Here is a 16,735-nt window from a genome sequence, read left to right on the forward strand (position 1 = left end):
CGTGCCTCAGCGGACGAGCTCGCCGTCACCTACAGGTACGGGGAGAGCCCGGTCCATCGTCGTCCCGCCTGGCGGGGGCCGTGCCTCAGCGGGGGCACCGGGGGTCGTTCTCCTGCGCGGCCAGCCTGGCCAGCTCGACCCGCGAGTGGATGCCCAGCTTGCGGAAGACCTGCCGCAGGTGGAAGGCGACGGTGTGCTCGCTGATGAACATCTGCTCGGCGGCGTTCCGGTTCGTCAGCCCCTGGGAGACCAGGTCGCAGACGGCCTGCTCGGTACCGGTCAGGCTCGCCCACCCCGACACGGGATGGTCGGTCCTGGCCCAGTGGCGGCACCGCTCGCCCAGCAGCCGCAGCCTGCCCCGTACCCGCGCCGCGTCCCGGGTGGCCTCCACGGCCCCGTAGCAGGCCAGCGCGGCCTTCAGGTTCTCCACGGCCAGGTCCCGGCAGCCGTCGCCCGCGCCGAGCAGCACGCCGAGGTCCTCCGCGGCCGACCCCCTGGCCCAGGGGTCGGTGTGCCCGGCCACCGCGCGGCGCAGCGACTCGGCGTCGCCCTCCCTGAGGCCCCGCGCGTGGTGGGCGGACGCCGACGGGCCGGGCAGGGCCGGGTTGCGCCGGGCGATGTCCTCGGCCGCGCCGACCACGGTGTCGGCCCTGCGCCGGTCGTCCGCCGCCATCGCCACCCGTACCAGCCACGCCGCGGCGGTGGGCTCGCCGGTCAGGGCCCCGATGTGCCGGGGCAGCGCGTCGTAGATCCCGCCGAGCGAGCTCATGCCGCCCGCCGCGCCGTCGCGCGCCTCGCTGATCCGCCCGGCCGTCAGTTCCGACCACAGCCGGGTGCGGGGAGGTGTGCCGGGCGCCGACCTGACCAGGTCCCTCTCCATGTACCTGATGGCCCCCGGCAGGTCGCCCGACCGCAGCGACGCGGTACCGAGCACCGACAGGGCCGAGGAGGCCAGGAGCGGGGCGTCCAGGGTCCCGGCGGCGGTCAGGCCGGCCTCCCCGTGCTCGATCGCGCCGCCGAGACGGCCCGCGGCCAGGTCCAGCCGGGCGCGCAGGACGGGGATCTCGGCGGCCCACTCGGGCTCGCCCTCGGCGTCGGCCTCCTCCGCGGCGCCCTCCGTCGCCAGTCCCGCCTCGTCCAGCAACCAGAGGTCGATCAGCATCGAGGCCAGCACCGCCCTCGGCTGCCGGTGCCGGCCGCAGGCCGGTCGTCCCGCGGCCTCGCGCGCCAGGTCCAGCCCCCGCGAGAGCCCGCCCTCGTCCCACGCGAGCAGGGCCAGGTCCACGAGCCTCCCCGTCCCGCCGTCGCCGCCACGGGACGGGAGGGACCGGCGGGCCCCGGCGGCGCGCTCGACCTGCTCCCGCAGTGCCCGCCGCACCGGTGCCGGCACCTGGTCGACGATCGACCGCCACACCAGCTCGTGCCGGAACGACAGCTCGTCGCGGGTCGCCACGAGCACCCCGGCCGCCAGCGCCTCCTCCAGCGGGGGAAGCAGCGCGGCCGGGGTCTCGCCGAGCATCTCGGCCGCGTACGCCGGGGTGAACGAGCGCCCGAGGACCGCGACGGCCTCCAGCAGGTACCGGGTCCTGGTGCCGAGCTCGTCCAGCCGCCGCCGGACGGCGGCGTGCAGGCGCGGGGGCAGCCCCGGAGGCACCGCCCCGGCGGGCGTGTTCCCGGCCGGCCGCGCGACGCCGTCCTCGACCAGGACGGCGTCCTCCTCGCGCAGCCCGGTGAGAAGCTCGGTGAGCAGGAGCGGGTTGCCACCGGCCTGGGCGGCCAGCGCCGCGAGCCCCTCCCCGGGGGCCGCGCCCAGGATGTCGGCGGAGACCTCGGCCACCGCACCCTCGTCGAGGGGGCCCAGGACGATCCGGGTGGCCCCCTCCTCCTCCAGCAGGCCGAACAGCCGTCCCGCCTCGCCGCGCGCCGGGGTGTCGCGGCAGGCCAGCAGCCACGCCACGGGGTACGAGGCCAGCCGCGAGGGCATCGTCCGCAGGGCCATGACCGTGGCGGGATCGGCCCACTGGAGATCGTCCAGCACCACCAGCAGCGGCCCCGAGGCCAGCCTCCGCTCCAGCGAGGTGCGGACCTGCTCGGCCAGCCACAGCAGCAGTCCCGGCCCGTCGGGAAAGGCGTTGCTGGTCGTGGGCACGAGGGCCGCCGGTGACTCGTCGAGCGCGGCCAGCAGCGGTCCCAGCGGGGTCAGCCGCCCCAGCTCGTCGGCCCGCCCGCTCGCCACCGCCGTCCCCCGCGCGGTCGCGGCGCTCGCGGCCTCGGCGAGCAGCAGTGACTTTCCCGTCCCCGGTTCGCCCTCGACGAGTACGACGTTCCCGGTGGCGGACGTGACACCTCCCAGCAGGGCGAGGACCGCCGCCCACTCATCTTTCCGGCCGCGCATAGTCTTGTCTCGGATCTGGGGTCATACGGCGGGCTTCCTGAGCAGTGATTACGCGTATGACATCCCCAGGGGACGAATCATCACGCGTCGGGCACCGCCGCGCACCGGTGGTTTGGGACAGATTTGACCTCATGCCCACTCATGCCCCCTTACGACCTCTTACGGCCGGGCCCTCTTACGGCCCGGCCGCGCCCGGTGAGCGCGCGGGAAGCGGCTCGGCGGGCGCCTGAGCAGCGTGGTCTCCTCGTCCGACGGGCGTCCGACCGGCGTCCGGCGGGCGTGGCCTCTTGCCGGCGTGCGGCTCGACGGCGTGATCTCCTCACCCGGCCGGTGTCCGGCGGGCGTGATCCCCCGTTCGGCAAGGGCTCGACGGGGGTGATCTCTTGACCGGCCGGGGCTCGGCGGGGGTGATCGCCCGCCCGGTCAGCGCTCGATGAGCGTGACCTCCAGGGAGTAGTGCGAGGCGCGGTAGACGTGGGAGCCGTGCTCGACGGCCCTGCCCTGGTCGTCGTAGGTGGTGCGGACCATCGTGAGCAGCGGCGCCCCGCGCCGCTCGCCGAGCAGCCTCGCCTCGGCCGCCGTGGCCGCCCGTGCCCCCATGCGCTGGTTGGCCACGCGCATCCGAACCCCCGCGGCGCGGAGCATCTCGTACAGCCCGCGCTCCTGGAGGCCCTCGGTGGTGAGCGGGGCGAGACCGGAGGGCAGCCAGTTGTGCAGCAGGGCCAGCGGCTCCCCGGCGGCGTAGCGGATCCGCTCCAGGCGGAGCATCTCGGTGCCGGGCGCGACGCCGAGGACCGTGGCGACCTCCTCCTCCACCGGGGCCGGACACAGGACCAGCACCCTGGTGGCCGGCTCCTGGCCCGCCCTGCGCAGGTCGTCGTAGAGGCTGGTCAGCTCGACGGAACGCTTGACCTGGCCGTGCACCACCTGGGTGCCGACGCCCCGCTTGCGCACCAGCAGGCCCTTGTCGACCAGGTACTGGATCGCCTGGCGGACGGTCGGCCGCGACAGGCCCAGCCGGTCGGCGAGCAGGATCTCGTTGTCGAGCCGCGACCCGGGGGGCAGGTCGCCGCGGCGGATGGCCTCGGAGATCTGCTCGGCCACCTGGAAGTAGAGCGGGACCGGGCTGGACCGGTCGAGATCGATGGCGAGCTGCGCCGTCATTCGCCCTCCAGGTTGACACGCCGCGCCGTCAGGCTAGCGGACATCAGAATGTCTTGACAAAAACCGGCCAGGGCTCGCGGAGGTGCCCGGCCGGCGCGTGCGGGGCCGGGGTCCTCGTACAGGATGGGAGGCGGGGGCGAGGCGGGCCCGGCGCGCCGGAACGGTCCCGGATCCCCGCCGTCCGGCGGGCCGGTTCGCGGCACCGTCCGCGTCACCCGGCGCGGCCGGTTCGCGTCACGTCCCGCCGCCCGGCGGGCCGGTTCCCGGCACGTCCGCGTCACCGCCCGCGTCACCGGCCGTGTCACCGGCCGGAGGAAGCACTGGAGGAAGCATGGACCCGAGCACCGCGACAGAGCTCTCCGCGATCGCGGTCGAGGCCGCCCGCGCGGTGGGCGACCGGCTCCGCGGGGCGTTCAGGTCGCGTCCCGCGGTCGAGACCAAGAGCGACTTCCACGACCCGGTGACCGAGCACGACCGCGCCGCGGAGGAGACCATCCGGGAGGTCATCGAGAGGCACGTACCCGGGAGCACGATCGTCGGGGAGGAGGGCGGCAGCAGGGGCTCCGGCGAGATCCGCTGGTACGTCGACCCGATCGACGGGACCGCGAACTTCGCCGCCGGGCTGCCGTTCTTCTGCGTGTCGATCGCCGCCGCCGTCGGGGACGAGGTGGTCGCCGGGGTGGTGTACGACCCGGTGCGCGACGACGAGTTCCGGGCCGACCTGGACGGGGCCTGGTGCAACGGCGTGCGGCTGCGCAGCTCCGGTGCCGCCCGCGACCGGGAGGGGGTGCTGCTGACCAGCTATCCCACCCCCTGGGAGCTGGCCGAGGCCGGGGAGGAGGCGCTGCGCCGGTTCGGCAGGATGGTGGAGGCGTTCGCCTCCACGCGCCGTCCCGGCAGCACCGCGCTCAAGCTGGCGCACGTCGCGGGAGGGTGGGCGGACGTCGCCTACGGCAGTAAGGTCAGTCCGTGGGACATGGCGGCGGGGTCGCTGCTGGTCCGCCAGGCGGGAGGCGTCTTCATCCCGCTCGACGGGTCGGTCTTCGAGCCCGGCGGTTACCTCGCCCACGTCGGCGGCTTCGACCTGGCGGGGTCGGTCATGAGCGACCTGCTCCTCCACGGCCGCCCGGCCTGAGCGCCGCCGGTGGGCCGGTGAGCCGGGCGGGGCGCGGACGGGGGGCGCGGAACGGGGAGCACGGGCGGGGTCGCGTCGGCCCGCACGGGTTCGCCCCGGCCGCGTGGTCTCGCGGGGCCTCGCATGGGAGACTCTCGCTCGGGCAGGTCCCGCGTGTCGGTCACCGCATTACCTATTGATCCTGTAGGAAATACAGGTAAAATGATTGTCTCGCCGTACGAAGGAGCCGCCATGAGCCTGGAGCCGGAGGCCGAGAGCCCGCTGGCAGCCGCGATCGGGGCCGCGCGCTGGATCCGTTCGGCGGCGGTGGACGACCAGCGGGGGCGCCACTGGCGGGCCAACCCCGATCCCCGAGGCCGGGCCGCGATGCCCGACCACCCCCTGTCGCTGTACTCGGGGGCGGCCGGGATCATCCTGTTCTTCCTGGAGCTCGCCGCCGCCACCGGCGACGGCGGCTACCTGGACGACGCCAGGGCCGGGGCCCGCTACCTCACCGCCACCTGGCGGGAGCAGGCCGACCTCTCCCTCCACCACGGCCTGGCCGGGGTGATGTTCGCCCTGGCGGAGGCCGGGTGGGCCACCGGCGAGGAGGCCTTCGAGGTCGAGGCCGGAGCCGTCGCCGACCGCATCGTGCGCAGCGCCCGCCCCATCGACGGCGGCCTGGGCTGGACCGGCGACCCCGCCCAGCGAGGCGACGGCGGGATCATCCTCGGCCTGCTGCACGCCGCGGGCATCCTGGGGGTGCCCGCCTACCAGGAGGTCGCCGTCGAGGCCGGTGCCCGCATCGCCACGCTCGTCGTTCCCGGCCACCGCTTCGGCGAGGGCGCCTGCGCCGACCTGCCGCTGGACGCGGTCACCCCGGGCTTCCTGTCCGGGACCGCGGGGACCGCCTTCCTGCTCGCCCGCCTGTACGGCGTGACCGGCGAGAGCCACTTCCTCGGCGCCTCCCGCAGGGGAGCCGACTTCGTCCGCGCGGTCAGCGCCGTGACCGAGCGGTGCGCGCTGGTGCCGCATCACATCCCGCAGGGCCGCGACCTGCACTACCTGGGCTTCTGCTCCGGCTCCGCCGGCGTCGCCCGGATGTTCTACGAGCTGCACCGGGTCTCGGGCGACGCCGGGGACCTCGACTGGGCCGAGCGGCTGGCCAGGGGGATCGTCCGCAGCGGCGCCCCCGCCAACCAGAGCGGCGGATCGTGGAACTCGGCCTGCCAGTGCTGCGGCACCGCCGGTCTGGTGGAGCTGTTCGTCGGGCTCTGGGCGGCGACCGGCCACCGCCGGCACCTGGAGTTCGCCCGCACGCTGGGGGAGAGCCTGACCGGCCGGGCCACCGGCCACGACGGCCGGGGCACCCGCTGGTACCAGGCCTACCGGCGGCTGCGCCCCTGGGAGGTCACCGCCGACACCGGCTACATGGTCGGCGCCGCGGGCATCGGGGCCGCTCTCCTGCACCTGGACGCCACCGCCCGCCCGCAGGAGGCCAGGCGGCTCGTCCTGCCCCCGGACAACCCCTTCCCCGCCATCCCGCTGCCGAGCGCGACGCTCCGCCGGTCCTGACGGTCCCGAAGATCGTGAAAGGCGCGTCGCCGGTGAGCCGGCAGGTCATCGCCGACAGGCGTGACGAGGGGGCCGGCGGGGCCGCGAGACCTTCGGAGAGCGCGGCGCGGGCCGCGCCCCGGCGGCGCGGGAGAGCGCGAGGCGAGTGCCGTCACGGCCCACCGCGCCCGTGCACGTCCCCGCACCCTGTACGGTCGGGCATCGAGGCCTCCAACGGGCCCGGCGCCACGGACACGACTCCCGGCACCGGCCCGGCACCCCGGACCGTGTCAACCCCCGGTACGCCCGATCGTGCCGATCCGGCCGATCCGGCCCTGGAGAGGCGGCAGCCACCGGTGCCCCTCGCGCCGGAGGAACCAAGGATGAGGATGATGCGCCCTTTGGCCGTCAAGGGGTGACAAAGCTCGTGATGACGATTGGTGATTCTCCGTGAGTGCTACCCAAGGCTTGCCTAATCTCGGTGTCGTGACAATCGAGGATTTCCTTCCCGACCCCGACCGTTCCACCGTCGCCGTCGAACCCGCGCAGCCGGGTGCCGGCCACTGGGCCGGCGCCCCGAGCGCCGTGGCGAGCGACGGCCTGATCTACCTCGCCTACCGGCTGCGCCGCCCCATCGGAGAGGGCCGGGGCTACGCCGTCGCCGTCGCCCGCTCCACCGACGGCGAGCGTTTCGAGACCCTGCTCACGATCGGCAGGGAGGAGATGGACACCGAGTCGCTGGAGCGGCCCACCCTGATCCGTACGCCCGAGGGGCGCTGGAGGCTCTACCTCAGCTGCGCCACCTACGACACCAAGCACTGGCGGGTCGAGGTGCTGGAGGCCGACGACCCGTCCGGTTTCCAGGCCTCGCAGCGGCAGGTCGTGCTGCCCGGTGACCCGAAGACCGGCGTGAAGGACCCGGTGATCGTGCTGCGCGACAACGTGTGGCACCTGTGGGCCTCCTGCCACCCGCTGGACCACGCCGACGAGGCCGACCAGATGGTGAGCGACTACGCCACCAGCGCCGACGGCATCGAGTGGACCTGGCAGGGCACCGCGCTCAGCGGCCGTCCCGGCCTCTGGGACTCCCGGGGCGCGCGGGTGGCGGCTGTCCGCTTCCTCGGCGACCGGGTGGTGGCCTTCTACGACGGCAGGGCCACCGCGGCGGAGAACTACGAGGAGAAGACCGGGGTCGCGGTCGGCGCCGACCCGGCGGAGCTGACCCCGTTCGGCACCGAGCCCGTCGCGGTCTCGCCGCACGCGGGCGGCGGCCTGCGTTACCTGGACATCGTGGACCTGCCGGGCGGCGGGCGGCGGCTGTACTACGAGTACACCCGCGCGGACGGGGCGCACGAGCTCCGTACCGAACTGCGCTGATCACGGCCGAACCGCGCTGATCACGGCGAACCGGCCGGTCCAGGACCTGGACCGGCCGGTTCGTGCGGCCACGCCGGTGCTCGTTCCGTCAGGCGCCGGGCGCTACGCCTGGGGGCGGCCGTTGCGCGCCTGGCGCTGGCCGTTGGGGCGGGTGCCCACCAGGCCGCCGGAGCGCTCGCGCGGGCGGAGCCAGTCGCTGAAGTCCTCCCCGGTCACCTTCTGCAGCAGCGCCACGTCCTCGGTGAAGTAGGGGATGAGCTTCTCCCGCTGGTCCCAGGTCAGCGGCTGGCGCGAACGAGCCCGCTCCTGCAGCCTGCGCTCCAGCGGGTCGGTCAGCGCCACGCTCACCCGCGACGGCAGGAACCGCCCCACGGACGACCCCACGCGCAGCGCCCGCGACAGCATCCGGTGCCCCCGGGTCGGCTCCGGGTGGGCGGTCACGTTCTCCCGGGGGACCTCGGTGACCACGCCGGTCTCCACCCCGAGGAACCGGAAGATCCGGTCGAGGGTGTCGGCGGGGCGGTCGACCAGGTCGCGGTAGCGGTAGACGAGCACCTGCTCGCGGGGGAAGAGGGTGAACAGGTGGTCGAGCTGCTCACCGTACTTGCCGAGCCCGCGATAGTGCCAGAACGGGGCCCAGCCCGCCTTGATCCGCCGCTCCTCCTCGGCACAGGCCCGCACCACGTCGCCGATCGGCTCCAGCCCGGCCGACCACAGGTGCGTCCAGTTGGAGTGGGCGCGCTCCACCGGGTCGCGCAGCACCACGATGAGCCTGGCGTCGGGGATGGCGGCCTTGATGCGCCGCTGCGCCGCCAGATCGTAGAGATAGAACGGGGTGGACTCGCCGGTGAGCGTTCCCGGCGGTGCCGCGCCGAACAGGGCCTCGTAGTCCTCGCGTCTCCAGACGTGCTCGCGGTAGGTCTGCGCGTCGCCCGGTCCTCCCCTGGTCGGCGGAGGGCCGTCGCTGAGGAAGAATTTCGGCTCCTTCACCGGGGACATGAACAGTCCCGGGTGCCGGGCCAGGGCGGCGTGCAGAGCGGTGGTCCCGGACTTGGGAGCACCGATCGTGAGGAAATTCGGCAGGGGCATCGTTATTACCCTTAATCCCTACTATGATTATTGGTAAATATAGCCCCTTCTCCGGCGAAGGCAAGCGCTCGGCCGCGCGATCGCCGTGATCCAAAGGGCTTCCCGGTCGCGGGGATTCCAGTCGTCGGCGCCTATCTCCAGGTCGTTGGACGTGAAGGGTGTTGTCCCGTTCAGTGAACGCTGAGTTCTTTTCCTCTATTTCATTGCCGGGGAGGAGTTTTGTCGTGTTGCGAATAAACAGGATACTCGTGCCGTATTCCAGATTCGAGCTCACCCCGCGGATCTTCACCCCCGCCCGCCCGCGACCCGGTCCGGCAGGCCTTCGGATCACGGCGATCGCGCGGCGCCGTGACGTGCCACGCCGTGCCCTGATCGGGTTCTGGTCGTGTCCTGACCGGGCTCTGACCGGGCTCCGGCCGTGCTCTCCGGCCGTACGGAGGCGGGTGCACGGGACGTTCCGGGGGGCCGTCCGGTGATCGCATGGCGGGCCGTACCGTCACGCCGCGCCGACGAGCGGTGAAAGCCCCGGTGACGGCGGGCGCGAATGTCATGGTACGAAGGCGGACCCGGTGCCATGGTACGTAGACGGACCCGTGCGGACGCACGCCGCCGCCGCGATTTCATAAGTCCTAATGTCACGACAAATCATTGACATGTAGGTAATGCGTGGTTACAAACCAGGAACGAGGGAGATCCGGCGAGGCGACGCGCGGAGGTACCGATGAAGTGGACGACAGGGCTGGTCGCGGTGGCCGTGCTGGGCCTTTCCGCGCTGACCGGCTGTTCGGCGGGGCAGGCCGGAGGGCAGCCCTCGGGGGAGAGCGCGGGCGCGGCGAGCGGCCCCGCCCCGGCGGCCGGTGGCGGCACCTTCGCCGTCGTCACCCACGCGAGCGCGGGGGACGCCTTCTGGGACGTGGTCAAGAACGGCGCCGAGGCGGCCGGGAAACGGTACGGCGTCACCGTGACCTACCAGGGCGACGGCGACCCGGCCAGGCAGTCCCAGCTCATCGACCAGGCCGTCAGCCAGAAGGTCGACGGCCTGGTGGTCTCCATGGCCAACCCGGACGCCCTGAAGGAGTCCGTCGGCAAGGCCGTGACCGCCGGGATCCCGGTGATCACCATCAACTCCGGGGGTGACGTCTCCCGCGAGTTCGGCGCGGTCACCCACGTCGGCCAGTCGGAGGACGTGGCGGGCCGGGGCGCGGGGGAGAAGCTCAAGGCCGAGGGGGTCACCAAGCTGCTCTGCGTGATCCACGAGGCCGGGAACGTCGGGCTCGACCAGCGCTGCAACGGCGCGACCCAGGGGCTGGGCGGCACCGTCGAGCGGCTCCAGGTGGACGTGAGCAACCTCGCCGACGCCACCTCCAAGATCAAGGCGAGGCTCCAGTCGGACACCTCCCTCAACGGCGTCCTCACCCTGAACCCCGCGGTGGCCGTCGCCGCCCGCGACGCCATCGCCGACGGCGGCTCGAAGGCGAAGCTCGGCACCTTCGACCTGTCGGCCGACGTGGTCGCCGCCATCGAGGACGGCGAGATCCTGTTCGCGGTCGACCAGCAGCAGTACCTGCAGGGCTGGCTGCCGATCACGTTCCTCACCCTCCACAAGGAGAACCTCAACACCGTCGGCGGAGGGCTCCCGGTCAACACCGGCCCCGGCTTCGTCACCAAGGACAACGCCGCGCAGGTGGCGAAGCTGGCCGAGAGCGGCACCCGGTGACGGTGGCCGACGAGCGGCTGGCCGGGACCGGGGTCGCCCGCAGGCTGCTGATCAGGCCGGAACTCGGCGCCGTCGTCGGCGCCCTCGTGGTCTTCGCGTTCTTCGCCGGGCAGTCGGAGGTCTTCCGCTCGGTCGAGGGCGTGGCCAACTGGCTGGACCCGGCCTCCACCCTCGGGATCATGGCGGTGGCGATCGCGCTGCTGATGATCGGCGGCGAGTTCGACCTGTCGGCCGGGGTGCTCACCGGCACCGTCGGCCTGGTCACGGTGATCCTCGCCACCCGCTACGACCTGCCGGTGTGGGCGGCGATGCTCGCCGCCCTGGCCGTGGCGCTGCTCGTCGGCTTCCTGAACGGGCTAGTCGTGGTACGCACCGGCCTGCCCAGCTTCATCGTCACCCTCGCCACCTTCCTCATGCTCCAGGGCGTCAACCTGGGCGTCACCAAGGCCCTCACCGGGACCGTGCAGGTCGGCGGCCTGCGCAGGGCCGAGGGGTACGAGGAGGTGCGGGCGGTGCTCGCCGGGACGATCCCGGTCGGCGGGACCGAGTTCCGGGTGGCGATCCTGTGGTGGCTCGCCGTCACCGCCCTGGGCACCTGGGTGCTCACCAGGACCAGGGCCGGAAACTGGATCTTCGCGGTGGGCGGAGACGAGCGGGCCGCCCGCGCGGTCGGGGTCCCCGCCGAACGGACGAAGATCGCGCTCTTCGTGACCACCGCCGCGGCCGCCTGGCTGGTCGGCTCGATCATGGCGCTGCGCTTCACCTCGGTGCAGGCGGGCTCCGGCGTCGGCCAGGAGTTCGTCTACATCATCGCCGCGGTCATCGGGGGCTGCCTGCTGACCGGCGGCTACGGCTCCGCGATCGGCGCCGCCGTCGGCGCGGTGATCTTCGGCATGGCCGACAAGGGCATCGTCTTCGCGGGCTGGGACGCCGACTGGTTCACGTTCTTCCTCGGCGCCATGCTGCTGCTCGCCACGCTCGCCAACCGGTTCGTCCGCCGGTACGCGGAGGAGGTGAAGCGGTGACGGGAGACGAGAGCGTGGCGGGCCGCGAGGCGGTGACGGAGGGCGGGACGGACGCCCCGCCGCTGCTGGAGGTCCGCGACGTGGGCAAGACGTTCGGCGGCGTGATCGCGCTGCGGGACGTCTCCATGCGGGTCCGCGCCGGGGAGGTGAGCTGCGTCCTCGGCGACAACGGCGCGGGCAAGTCCACGCTGATCAAGATCCTGTCGGGCGTGCACGCCCCCGATTCCGGCTCGTACCTGGTGGACGGCGCCCCCGCCGCCTTCGCCAGCCCCCGTGACGCCCTCGACAAGGGCATCGCGACCGTCTACCAGGACTTGGCGATGATCCCGCTGATGTCGGTCTGGCGGAACTTCTTCCTCGGCTCCGAGCCCGTGCTCGGCCGGGGGCCGCTGCGCCGCTTCGACGTGGCGGGGGCGAAGCGGACGGTCCGCGAGGAGCTGCGCTCCATGGGCATCGACATCCGCGACGTCGACCAGCCCGTCGGCACCCTGTCCGGCGGCGAGCGCCAGTCCGTGGCCATCGCCCGCGCGGTCCACTTCGGCGCCCGCGTCCTCATCCTGGACGAGCCCACCTCCGCCCTGGGCGTCAAGCAGGCCGGAGTCGTCCTGCGCTACATCGCCCAGGCGCGCGACCGGGGCCTGGGCGTCGTCTTCATCACCCACAACCCGCACCACGCCCACCCGATCGGCGACCGCTTCCTGCTGCTGAACCGGGGGGCGAGCCTCGGCGAGTACGCCAAGGCGGACATCACTCCCGAGGAGCTCACCTCCCTGATGGCGGGGGGTGCCGAGCTGGAACAGCTCGCCCACGAGCTGAGCCGGAACGGCCCTCCGGCCGGGCCGGGGACACCGCCGCCCCCGTGAGCCGGGGCGGACCCGGCAAAAACGCCGCTCCCCATGAGAGAGATGAAGCGGGCAGGCCGGGTGAACCGTTCAGAAGTCGAAGGACTCCACGTGGATGCGGCGGCCGGGGACGCCCGCGCGGCGTAGGGCCTGCCGTGCCGCGACCGTCATCCCGGCGGGGCCGCACAGGTAGACGTCGTGGACGGCCAGCCCGGGGATCAGGGTCCGCAGGGCGCGCCCGGTCAGCGGCACGTTCCGCTTGCCGGCCGACCCGGTCAGCTCGTCCACGGTGTAGTGGACCGTGGCGCCGCGCACGGCCGCGATGGCGTCCAGCTCGTGGCGGAGGATCAGCTCCTCGTCGCGGCGCGCCATGTAGACGAGGGTCACCTCGCCGGGCAGCGTCTCGAAGAGCGCGCGCAGCGGGCTGATGCCCACGCCCCCGCCCACCAGCAGCACCTGCGGCCTGCGGCGCCGCGCGGCGGTGAGGGCGCCGTACGGACCCTCGGCCCACACGCGGGTGCCGGGCCGCAACCCGGCCAGCGCGCGGCTGTGACCGCCGACGCCCTTGACGGTGATCCGCAGGAAGCGGGAGTTGGCGGGCGCCGACAGCGAGTAGGGATTGGCCGTCCACCACATGCCGGGGGCGAGGAACCGCCACCGGAAGAACTGGCCGGGTTCCGCGCCCAGCTCGTCCAGACGCTCACCGGTCAGATAGACCGACACCACCGAGGACGACTCGCGGCGGACCTCGGCGACCCGGAGCCCGTGGCGCAGGGCGCGGTGGACGGGGACGAGGAAGCGGTGCCAGACCAGCAGGGCGACGACGGACACGTACAGCGCGTACCAGAACACGCTCATGACCGCGCTGCCGGCGAAGTCTGGCCCGGTGAGCTGGTGGCCGAACCCGAGGAAGACGGCCACGTAGGTGACGAAGTGCAGATAGTGCCAGGTCTCGTACCGCATCCGGCGCCGTACCTCGCGCACCGAGACGACCGCGACGCCGATCAGCAGCAGGAGGGCGACCGCCGCCTCCAGCATGGCCGGGCCGTCCAGGAGCAGCCCCGCGATCCCCTCCAGCACGCCCGTGCCGGAGCGCGCCACGTGGGCCGCGACGGCGAACAGCATGTGGGCCACCGACAGGACGATGGTGTGACGGCCGCCCGTCGCGTGCCAGCGGGCCAGCCGGTCGGTCCCGACCCCCCGGTCCAGCGCGGGGACGCGGGCCATCAACCCCAGTAGGACGGCGCAGGCGTAGCCCGCGAGCAGGCCGGTGAGCCTGCCCGCCCAGGCCAGTGCCTCGGTGATCCCGGAGATCGAGGCCAGGTCCGGCCAGCACGTCGCGGTCGCCGCGACGGCTCCGGCGCAGATCAGGGCGAGGACCAGGGACGGCCGCGCCCGGCGCGCGGGCGGGCGGACGTGAACCCTGCGCCGCCGCGTACGCGCGCCGGAGTGTGCACCCGCGCCGGAACGCGTATCCGCACCGGAGCGCGCACCCGCGCCGGGCCGCGGATGCGTGCCGGAGCGCGGGTCCGTGCCGGGCCGCGGACGCGCGTCGGGGTGAGGACGCGTGCCGGGCTGCGGATGCGTGTCGAAGTGCGTATCCGTGCTGGAGCGTGGGTCCGTGCCGGCGTGGGGATACGTGTCAGGCTGCGGACGCGTGTCGAAATGCGTATCCGTGCCGGTGCGTGGGTCCGTGCCGGGGTGGGGACGCGCGTCGGGGTGAGGACGCGCGCCGGGGTGCGGGTACGCGCCGGTATGCGGGTGCGTGCCGGAGTCGGGGGCGGGGGCGGCGCCTCTCACGGCTCCAGCCGGGTGAGCTGGCCGCCGTGGGTTTTCTCCATGGCGGCGGCGAACGCCTTGGTCTCCTGGTCGGAGCCCGCCTTCTGCTCGCTCTTCGCGACCAGGACGGACTGCGTGAGGTACTCGCGCGCGTCCTTGGTGAAGAGCCGGTCGAACGCGGCGCCGTCGGCCCGCTTCAGGGCCGCGAAGTCGTCGGGAATCACCATGCCCGGTATGTCATGCCCCTCGTGCTCGTTGCTCTCCGGCACCCCGGACCGCCGCAGCAGTTCGCGCAGTTCCCGGAGCGTCGTACGGCGATCGTCGACGTGCTCCTCGGCGAACCGCCTGAGCTTCGGATCGGAGGTCTTGCCCGGCGCCAGTTCCAGCAGGCGTACCGCCTGCTCGGTCATCGGGATCATCAGCTGCAGCCACGCGATGTCGGTGCCGTTGAAGGAGCCCGACGCGCTTCCGGTCGGTGTGGGGAGCGCGGCGGGACCGCTTCGCGACGGCGGGTGGTTCGCCGCCGTATGGGTCTGGGGCTCGGCCGCGACACATCGCGACACCAGCAGGACGGTGAGCACGACGAGTACCAACGCACCGATCGTGGACGCCTTCATGCCGCTCCTTCGCTCGCCGTTCCCTTGGTGAGGCGAGGCCCGGTATGCCGGGCCTCGCCCCGTTCAGGTCAGACGGTACGCTTCCGTCCGAAGACGGTCACCTGCCGTCTCAGGGGGTGCCGTCGGCGCCGCACTTGACGACCGGGCGGATGCAGTCGCGCACGCGGCGCTCCATCTCGGCCTCGGGCCAGGCGTTGAAGAAGTCGGCGTGCATGGTGTAGCCGGGGCCGGACGAGAGCCGGAACTTGGCCGGGTCACCGCTGACCGGGTAGCGCAGCACCTGGCGCAGCTTGGGCACGATCACCGGGTGCGATGCCGGGCAGGCGCCGTTCACCGGGTAGGACATGTGGCTCTTGTGGTCGGGCGAGTCCAGGTCCTTGCCGTTCCAGCAGTGCGGGAAGTCCAGGTAGGACTCCATCATCTTGCCGGCCGGGCAGTTGACGAAGTTCTTGGAGGAGCCCACCTCGCCGGCGTGCAGGCACGACCAGCGCGAGCTGCTGGTGGGGTCGTTCGGGCCGGTCGCCTTGGCGTTGCCGGCCACGATCCGCAGGCCCAGCGGCAGCGCCCGGGTCTGGGCCATCAGCTCGTCCTTGATGCCCTCACCCAGGTAGTAGAACGTGGTGCCGGTCGGCTCGACGGGCTTGTCGTCGCTGTAGAGGGTCGGCACCCAGTACGAGGAGAGGTCGGCCTTCGGGCTGCAGGTGGTCCCACCCTCCAGCAGGCTGTCGATGTCGGAGTCGGCGTTCGTGGTGGTGTTGCCGAAGAAGCTGTGCATGTGCGACCCGCCGGCGAGGCCCGGCATCACGATCGGGTCGTCGGGCAGCCGGTGGGTGTAGGGGCACTCGGCGAGGAACTCCGCCACCCGCACCGCGCCGGGCGGGACCGGGCCCTTGGGCAGGTTGCCGCCGGAGGGCACGGTCGGGGTGGTGCTCGGCTTCGGCGTCGTGCTGGGCTTGGGAGTGGTGCTCGGCTTCGGGGTGGTGCTGGGCTTGGGGGTGGTCGTGCCGGTCGGGGTGGCGCTCGGCTGCGGGGTGGCGCCCGAGCCGGTGCCGTAGACCTCGAACTCCCACAGCGAGACCCCGTACCGGGAGGAGCGCTTGGTGGCGTTCAGCCGGACGTAGCGGCCGGTGGCCGAGACGTCCAGGGTCTGCACCCCGCCCTTGCCCGCGGTCGTGGTGTGGATCGTCTTCCACTCGCCGCCACCGGGGGAGGTCTGGATGGTGAAGGCCGTGGCGTAGGCGTTCTCCCAGTTCAGCACGATCTTGTCGATCGCCTTGGACGCGCCCAGGTCGACCTGGAACCACTGGGGGTCGCTGAAGGCGCTCGACCAGCGGGTGTCCTCGTCGCCGTCGATCGCCGCCGAGGCGGGCAGGTCGCCCCTCTCGGACGAGGAGGCGGTGGCCTTGCCACTCTGCGACAGCGGGGCGTCGGCCGCGCTGGCGGGGAGGACGCCGTTCACCAGGGAGGCACCCAGGATGGTCACGAGGGCACCGGCGAGCGCGAAGCGGCGGGCTCGCCTGCCGGGTCCGCGACCCGGGGCCGTGGTGCTCGGAACAGTCTCACTCATGTGGATGAGGTCCTTAGGGGGTCGGGAGGTGATGGACGTGATGCTCGACGGCGTCTCGGCCGGACCGGTTCGTGGCCCGGCGTGTCAGCGGACGGCGTCCGGTGGGGGAGGTGCCGGCGGTGCCGGGAGGCCGTGACCGCTCCGGCAGGGGGCCCCGGCCGGGAGGCGTCCGGAGGCCGCCGCCGGTGCTGGCGGGGGAGAGGGCGAGGCCGTGCCGCTCGGACGGGGTGCGGGAACGGGGGCGCGAAGACCGTCGCCGTGCACGACGGTACCGCACTGAACAGGACATATAGTCCTGTGACAGCGCCACGGTGCGCCTCCCCGATGCCACCGCCATGAGCCTCCTTCGCCGTCACACCCGGCGCCGGGCGTGTTCTGCTCCTGTACAGGAGACCGGCGGGGGGACGGGCGACAACAAAAACTCAGAAAAAGGGCGGAGAAAATTTTCGTTGTCCATCTGACCTGCCGACGGTCTCCATAGAGGGGGCTCGTCGG

Annotated in this window: 13 protein-coding genes; 7 read left to right on the forward strand and 6 right to left on the reverse strand. The window is 73.2% G+C overall.

Annotated elements, in window-relative coordinates; genetic code table 11:
• Positions 1-85: 85 nt before the first annotated feature.
• Together ABT053_RS34860 and ABT053_RS34865 are read right to left on the reverse strand one after the other, a co-directional pair.
• The gene (locus ABT053_RS34860; protein ID WP_350975035.1) at positions 86-2,395 is read right to left on the reverse strand and encodes an AAA family ATPase; all 2,310 of its coding nucleotides are present in this window, start codon (positions 2,393-2,395) and stop codon (positions 86-88) included.
• A gap of 423 nt (positions 2,396-2,818) precedes the next feature.
• Positions 2,819-3,559, reverse strand: coding sequence for a GntR family transcriptional regulator (locus ABT053_RS34865; protein ID WP_350975037.1), 741 nt, complete (start codon positions 3,557-3,559; stop codon positions 2,819-2,821).
• A 331-nt stretch (positions 3,560-3,890) separates the two neighbouring features.
• On the opposite strand from ABT053_RS34865, the gene ABT053_RS34870 reads away from it, so the two are divergent.
• From ABT053_RS34870 to ABT053_RS34880, 3 genes are all read left to right on the forward strand, one after another.
• Positions 3,891-4,694: an inositol monophosphatase family protein gene (locus ABT053_RS34870; RefSeq protein ID WP_350975039.1), complete on the forward strand. Its 804-nt coding sequence runs from the start codon at positions 3,891-3,893 to the stop codon at positions 4,692-4,694.
• A 231-nt stretch (positions 4,695-4,925) separates the two neighbouring features.
• Positions 4,926-6,248: a lanthionine synthetase LanC family protein gene (locus ABT053_RS34875; RefSeq protein WP_350975041.1), complete on the forward strand. Its 1,323-nt coding sequence runs from the start codon at positions 4,926-4,928 to the stop codon at positions 6,246-6,248.
• Between the two features lie 465 nt (positions 6,249-6,713).
• Positions 6,714-7,604 carry a glycoside hydrolase family protein gene (locus tag ABT053_RS34880; protein WP_350975043.1) on the forward strand — a complete coding sequence of 297 codons (891 nt, stop codon included), beginning with the start codon at positions 6,714-6,716 and terminating at the stop codon, positions 7,602-7,604.
• Positions 7,605-7,706: 102 nt separating this feature from the next.
• On the opposite strand, the gene ABT053_RS34885 is transcribed toward ABT053_RS34880, so the two are convergent.
• On the reverse strand, positions 7,707-8,693 hold the full coding sequence (locus ABT053_RS34885; RefSeq protein WP_350975044.1) for a sulfotransferase family protein: 987 nt from the start codon (positions 8,691-8,693) through the stop codon (positions 7,707-7,709).
• Between the two features lie 721 nt (positions 8,694-9,414).
• On the opposite strand from ABT053_RS34885, the gene ABT053_RS34890 reads away from it, so the two are divergent.
• Genes ABT053_RS34890 through ABT053_RS34900 form a run of 3 tightly spaced genes read left to right on the forward strand, consistent with a single transcriptional unit; the run spans position 9,415 to position 12,298 of the window.
• A complete protein-coding gene (locus ABT053_RS34890) occupies positions 9,415-10,410 on the forward strand; it encodes a sugar ABC transporter substrate-binding protein (RefSeq protein WP_350975046.1) in 996 nt (331 codons plus the stop codon).
• Positions 10,407-11,435 carry an ABC transporter permease gene (locus tag ABT053_RS34895; RefSeq protein ID WP_350975048.1) on the forward strand — a complete coding sequence of 343 codons (1,029 nt, stop codon included), beginning with the start codon at positions 10,407-10,409 and terminating at the stop codon, positions 11,433-11,435. The genes ABT053_RS34890 and ABT053_RS34895 overlap by 4 nt, the downstream gene beginning before the upstream one ends.
• Positions 11,436-11,449: 14 nt before the next feature.
• Positions 11,450-12,298 (forward strand): ATP-binding cassette domain-containing protein, encoded by an 849-nt coding sequence (locus ABT053_RS34900; RefSeq protein ID WP_502991947.1) that lies wholly within the window; start codon positions 11,450-11,452, stop codon positions 12,296-12,298.
• Between the two features lie 69 nt (positions 12,299-12,367).
• Here ABT053_RS34900 and ABT053_RS34905 read toward each other — a convergent pair whose 3' ends face one another.
• Positions 12,368-13,504, reverse strand: coding sequence for a ferredoxin reductase family protein (locus ABT053_RS34905; protein ID WP_350975049.1), 1,137 nt, complete (start codon positions 13,502-13,504; stop codon positions 12,368-12,370).
• 43 nt (positions 13,505-13,547) lie between these two features.
• Here ABT053_RS34905 and ABT053_RS34910 point away from each other — a divergent pair, with 43 nt between their 5' ends.
• Entirely contained in the window at positions 13,548-13,697 is a 150-nt protein-coding gene (locus tag ABT053_RS34910; protein WP_350975051.1) for a hypothetical protein, read from the forward strand.
• A gap of 376 nt (positions 13,698-14,073) precedes the next feature.
• Here the strand turns inward: ABT053_RS34910 and ABT053_RS34915 are convergent, their stop codons facing one another.
• Positions 14,074-14,673 carry a DUF305 domain-containing protein gene (locus tag ABT053_RS34915; protein WP_350975052.1) on the reverse strand — a complete coding sequence of 200 codons (600 nt, stop codon included), beginning with the start codon at positions 14,671-14,673 and terminating at the stop codon, positions 14,074-14,076.
• Between the two features lie 109 nt (positions 14,674-14,782).
• Positions 14,783-16,240 carry a DUF1996 domain-containing protein gene (locus ABT053_RS34920; protein WP_350975055.1) on the reverse strand — a complete coding sequence of 486 codons (1,458 nt, stop codon included), beginning with the start codon at positions 16,238-16,240 and terminating at the stop codon, positions 14,783-14,785.
• Positions 16,241-16,735: the final 495 nt, after the last annotated feature.

It is taken from the genome of Streptosporangium sp. NPDC002524 (assembly GCF_040295985.1).
Lineage (GTDB): Bacteria > Actinomycetota > Actinomycetes > Streptosporangiales > Streptosporangiaceae > Streptosporangium.

Coding starts and splice junctions, on each gene's coding strand:
- ABT053_RS34885 (WP_350975044.1), bottom strand. CDS start 8,693: ATGCCCCTGCCGAATTTCCTCACGATCGGTGCTCCCAAGTCCGGGACC.
- ABT053_RS34870 (WP_350975039.1), top strand. CDS start 3,891: ATGGACCCGAGCACCGCGACAGAGCTCTCCGCGATCGCGGTCGAGGCC.
- ABT053_RS34905 (WP_350975049.1), bottom strand. CDS start 13,504: ATGGCCCGCGTCCCCGCGCTGGACCGGGGGGTCGGGACCGACCGGCTG.
- ABT053_RS34865 (WP_350975037.1), bottom strand. CDS start 3,559: ATGACGGCGCAGCTCGCCATCGATCTCGACCGGTCCAGCCCGGTCCCG.
- ABT053_RS34920 (WP_350975055.1), bottom strand. CDS start 16,240: ATGAGTGAGACTGTTCCGAGCACCACGGCCCCGGGTCGCGGACCCGGC.
- ABT053_RS34860 (WP_350975035.1), bottom strand. CDS start 2,395: ATGCGCGGCCGGAAAGATGAGTGGGCGGCGGTCCTCGCCCTGCTGGGA.
- ABT053_RS34890 (WP_350975046.1), top strand. CDS start 9,415: ATGAAGTGGACGACAGGGCTGGTCGCGGTGGCCGTGCTGGGCCTTTCC.
- ABT053_RS34875 (WP_350975041.1), top strand. CDS start 4,926: ATGAGCCTGGAGCCGGAGGCCGAGAGCCCGCTGGCAGCCGCGATCGGG.
- ABT053_RS34915 (WP_350975052.1), bottom strand. CDS start 14,673: ATGAAGGCGTCCACGATCGGTGCGTTGGTACTCGTCGTGCTCACCGTC.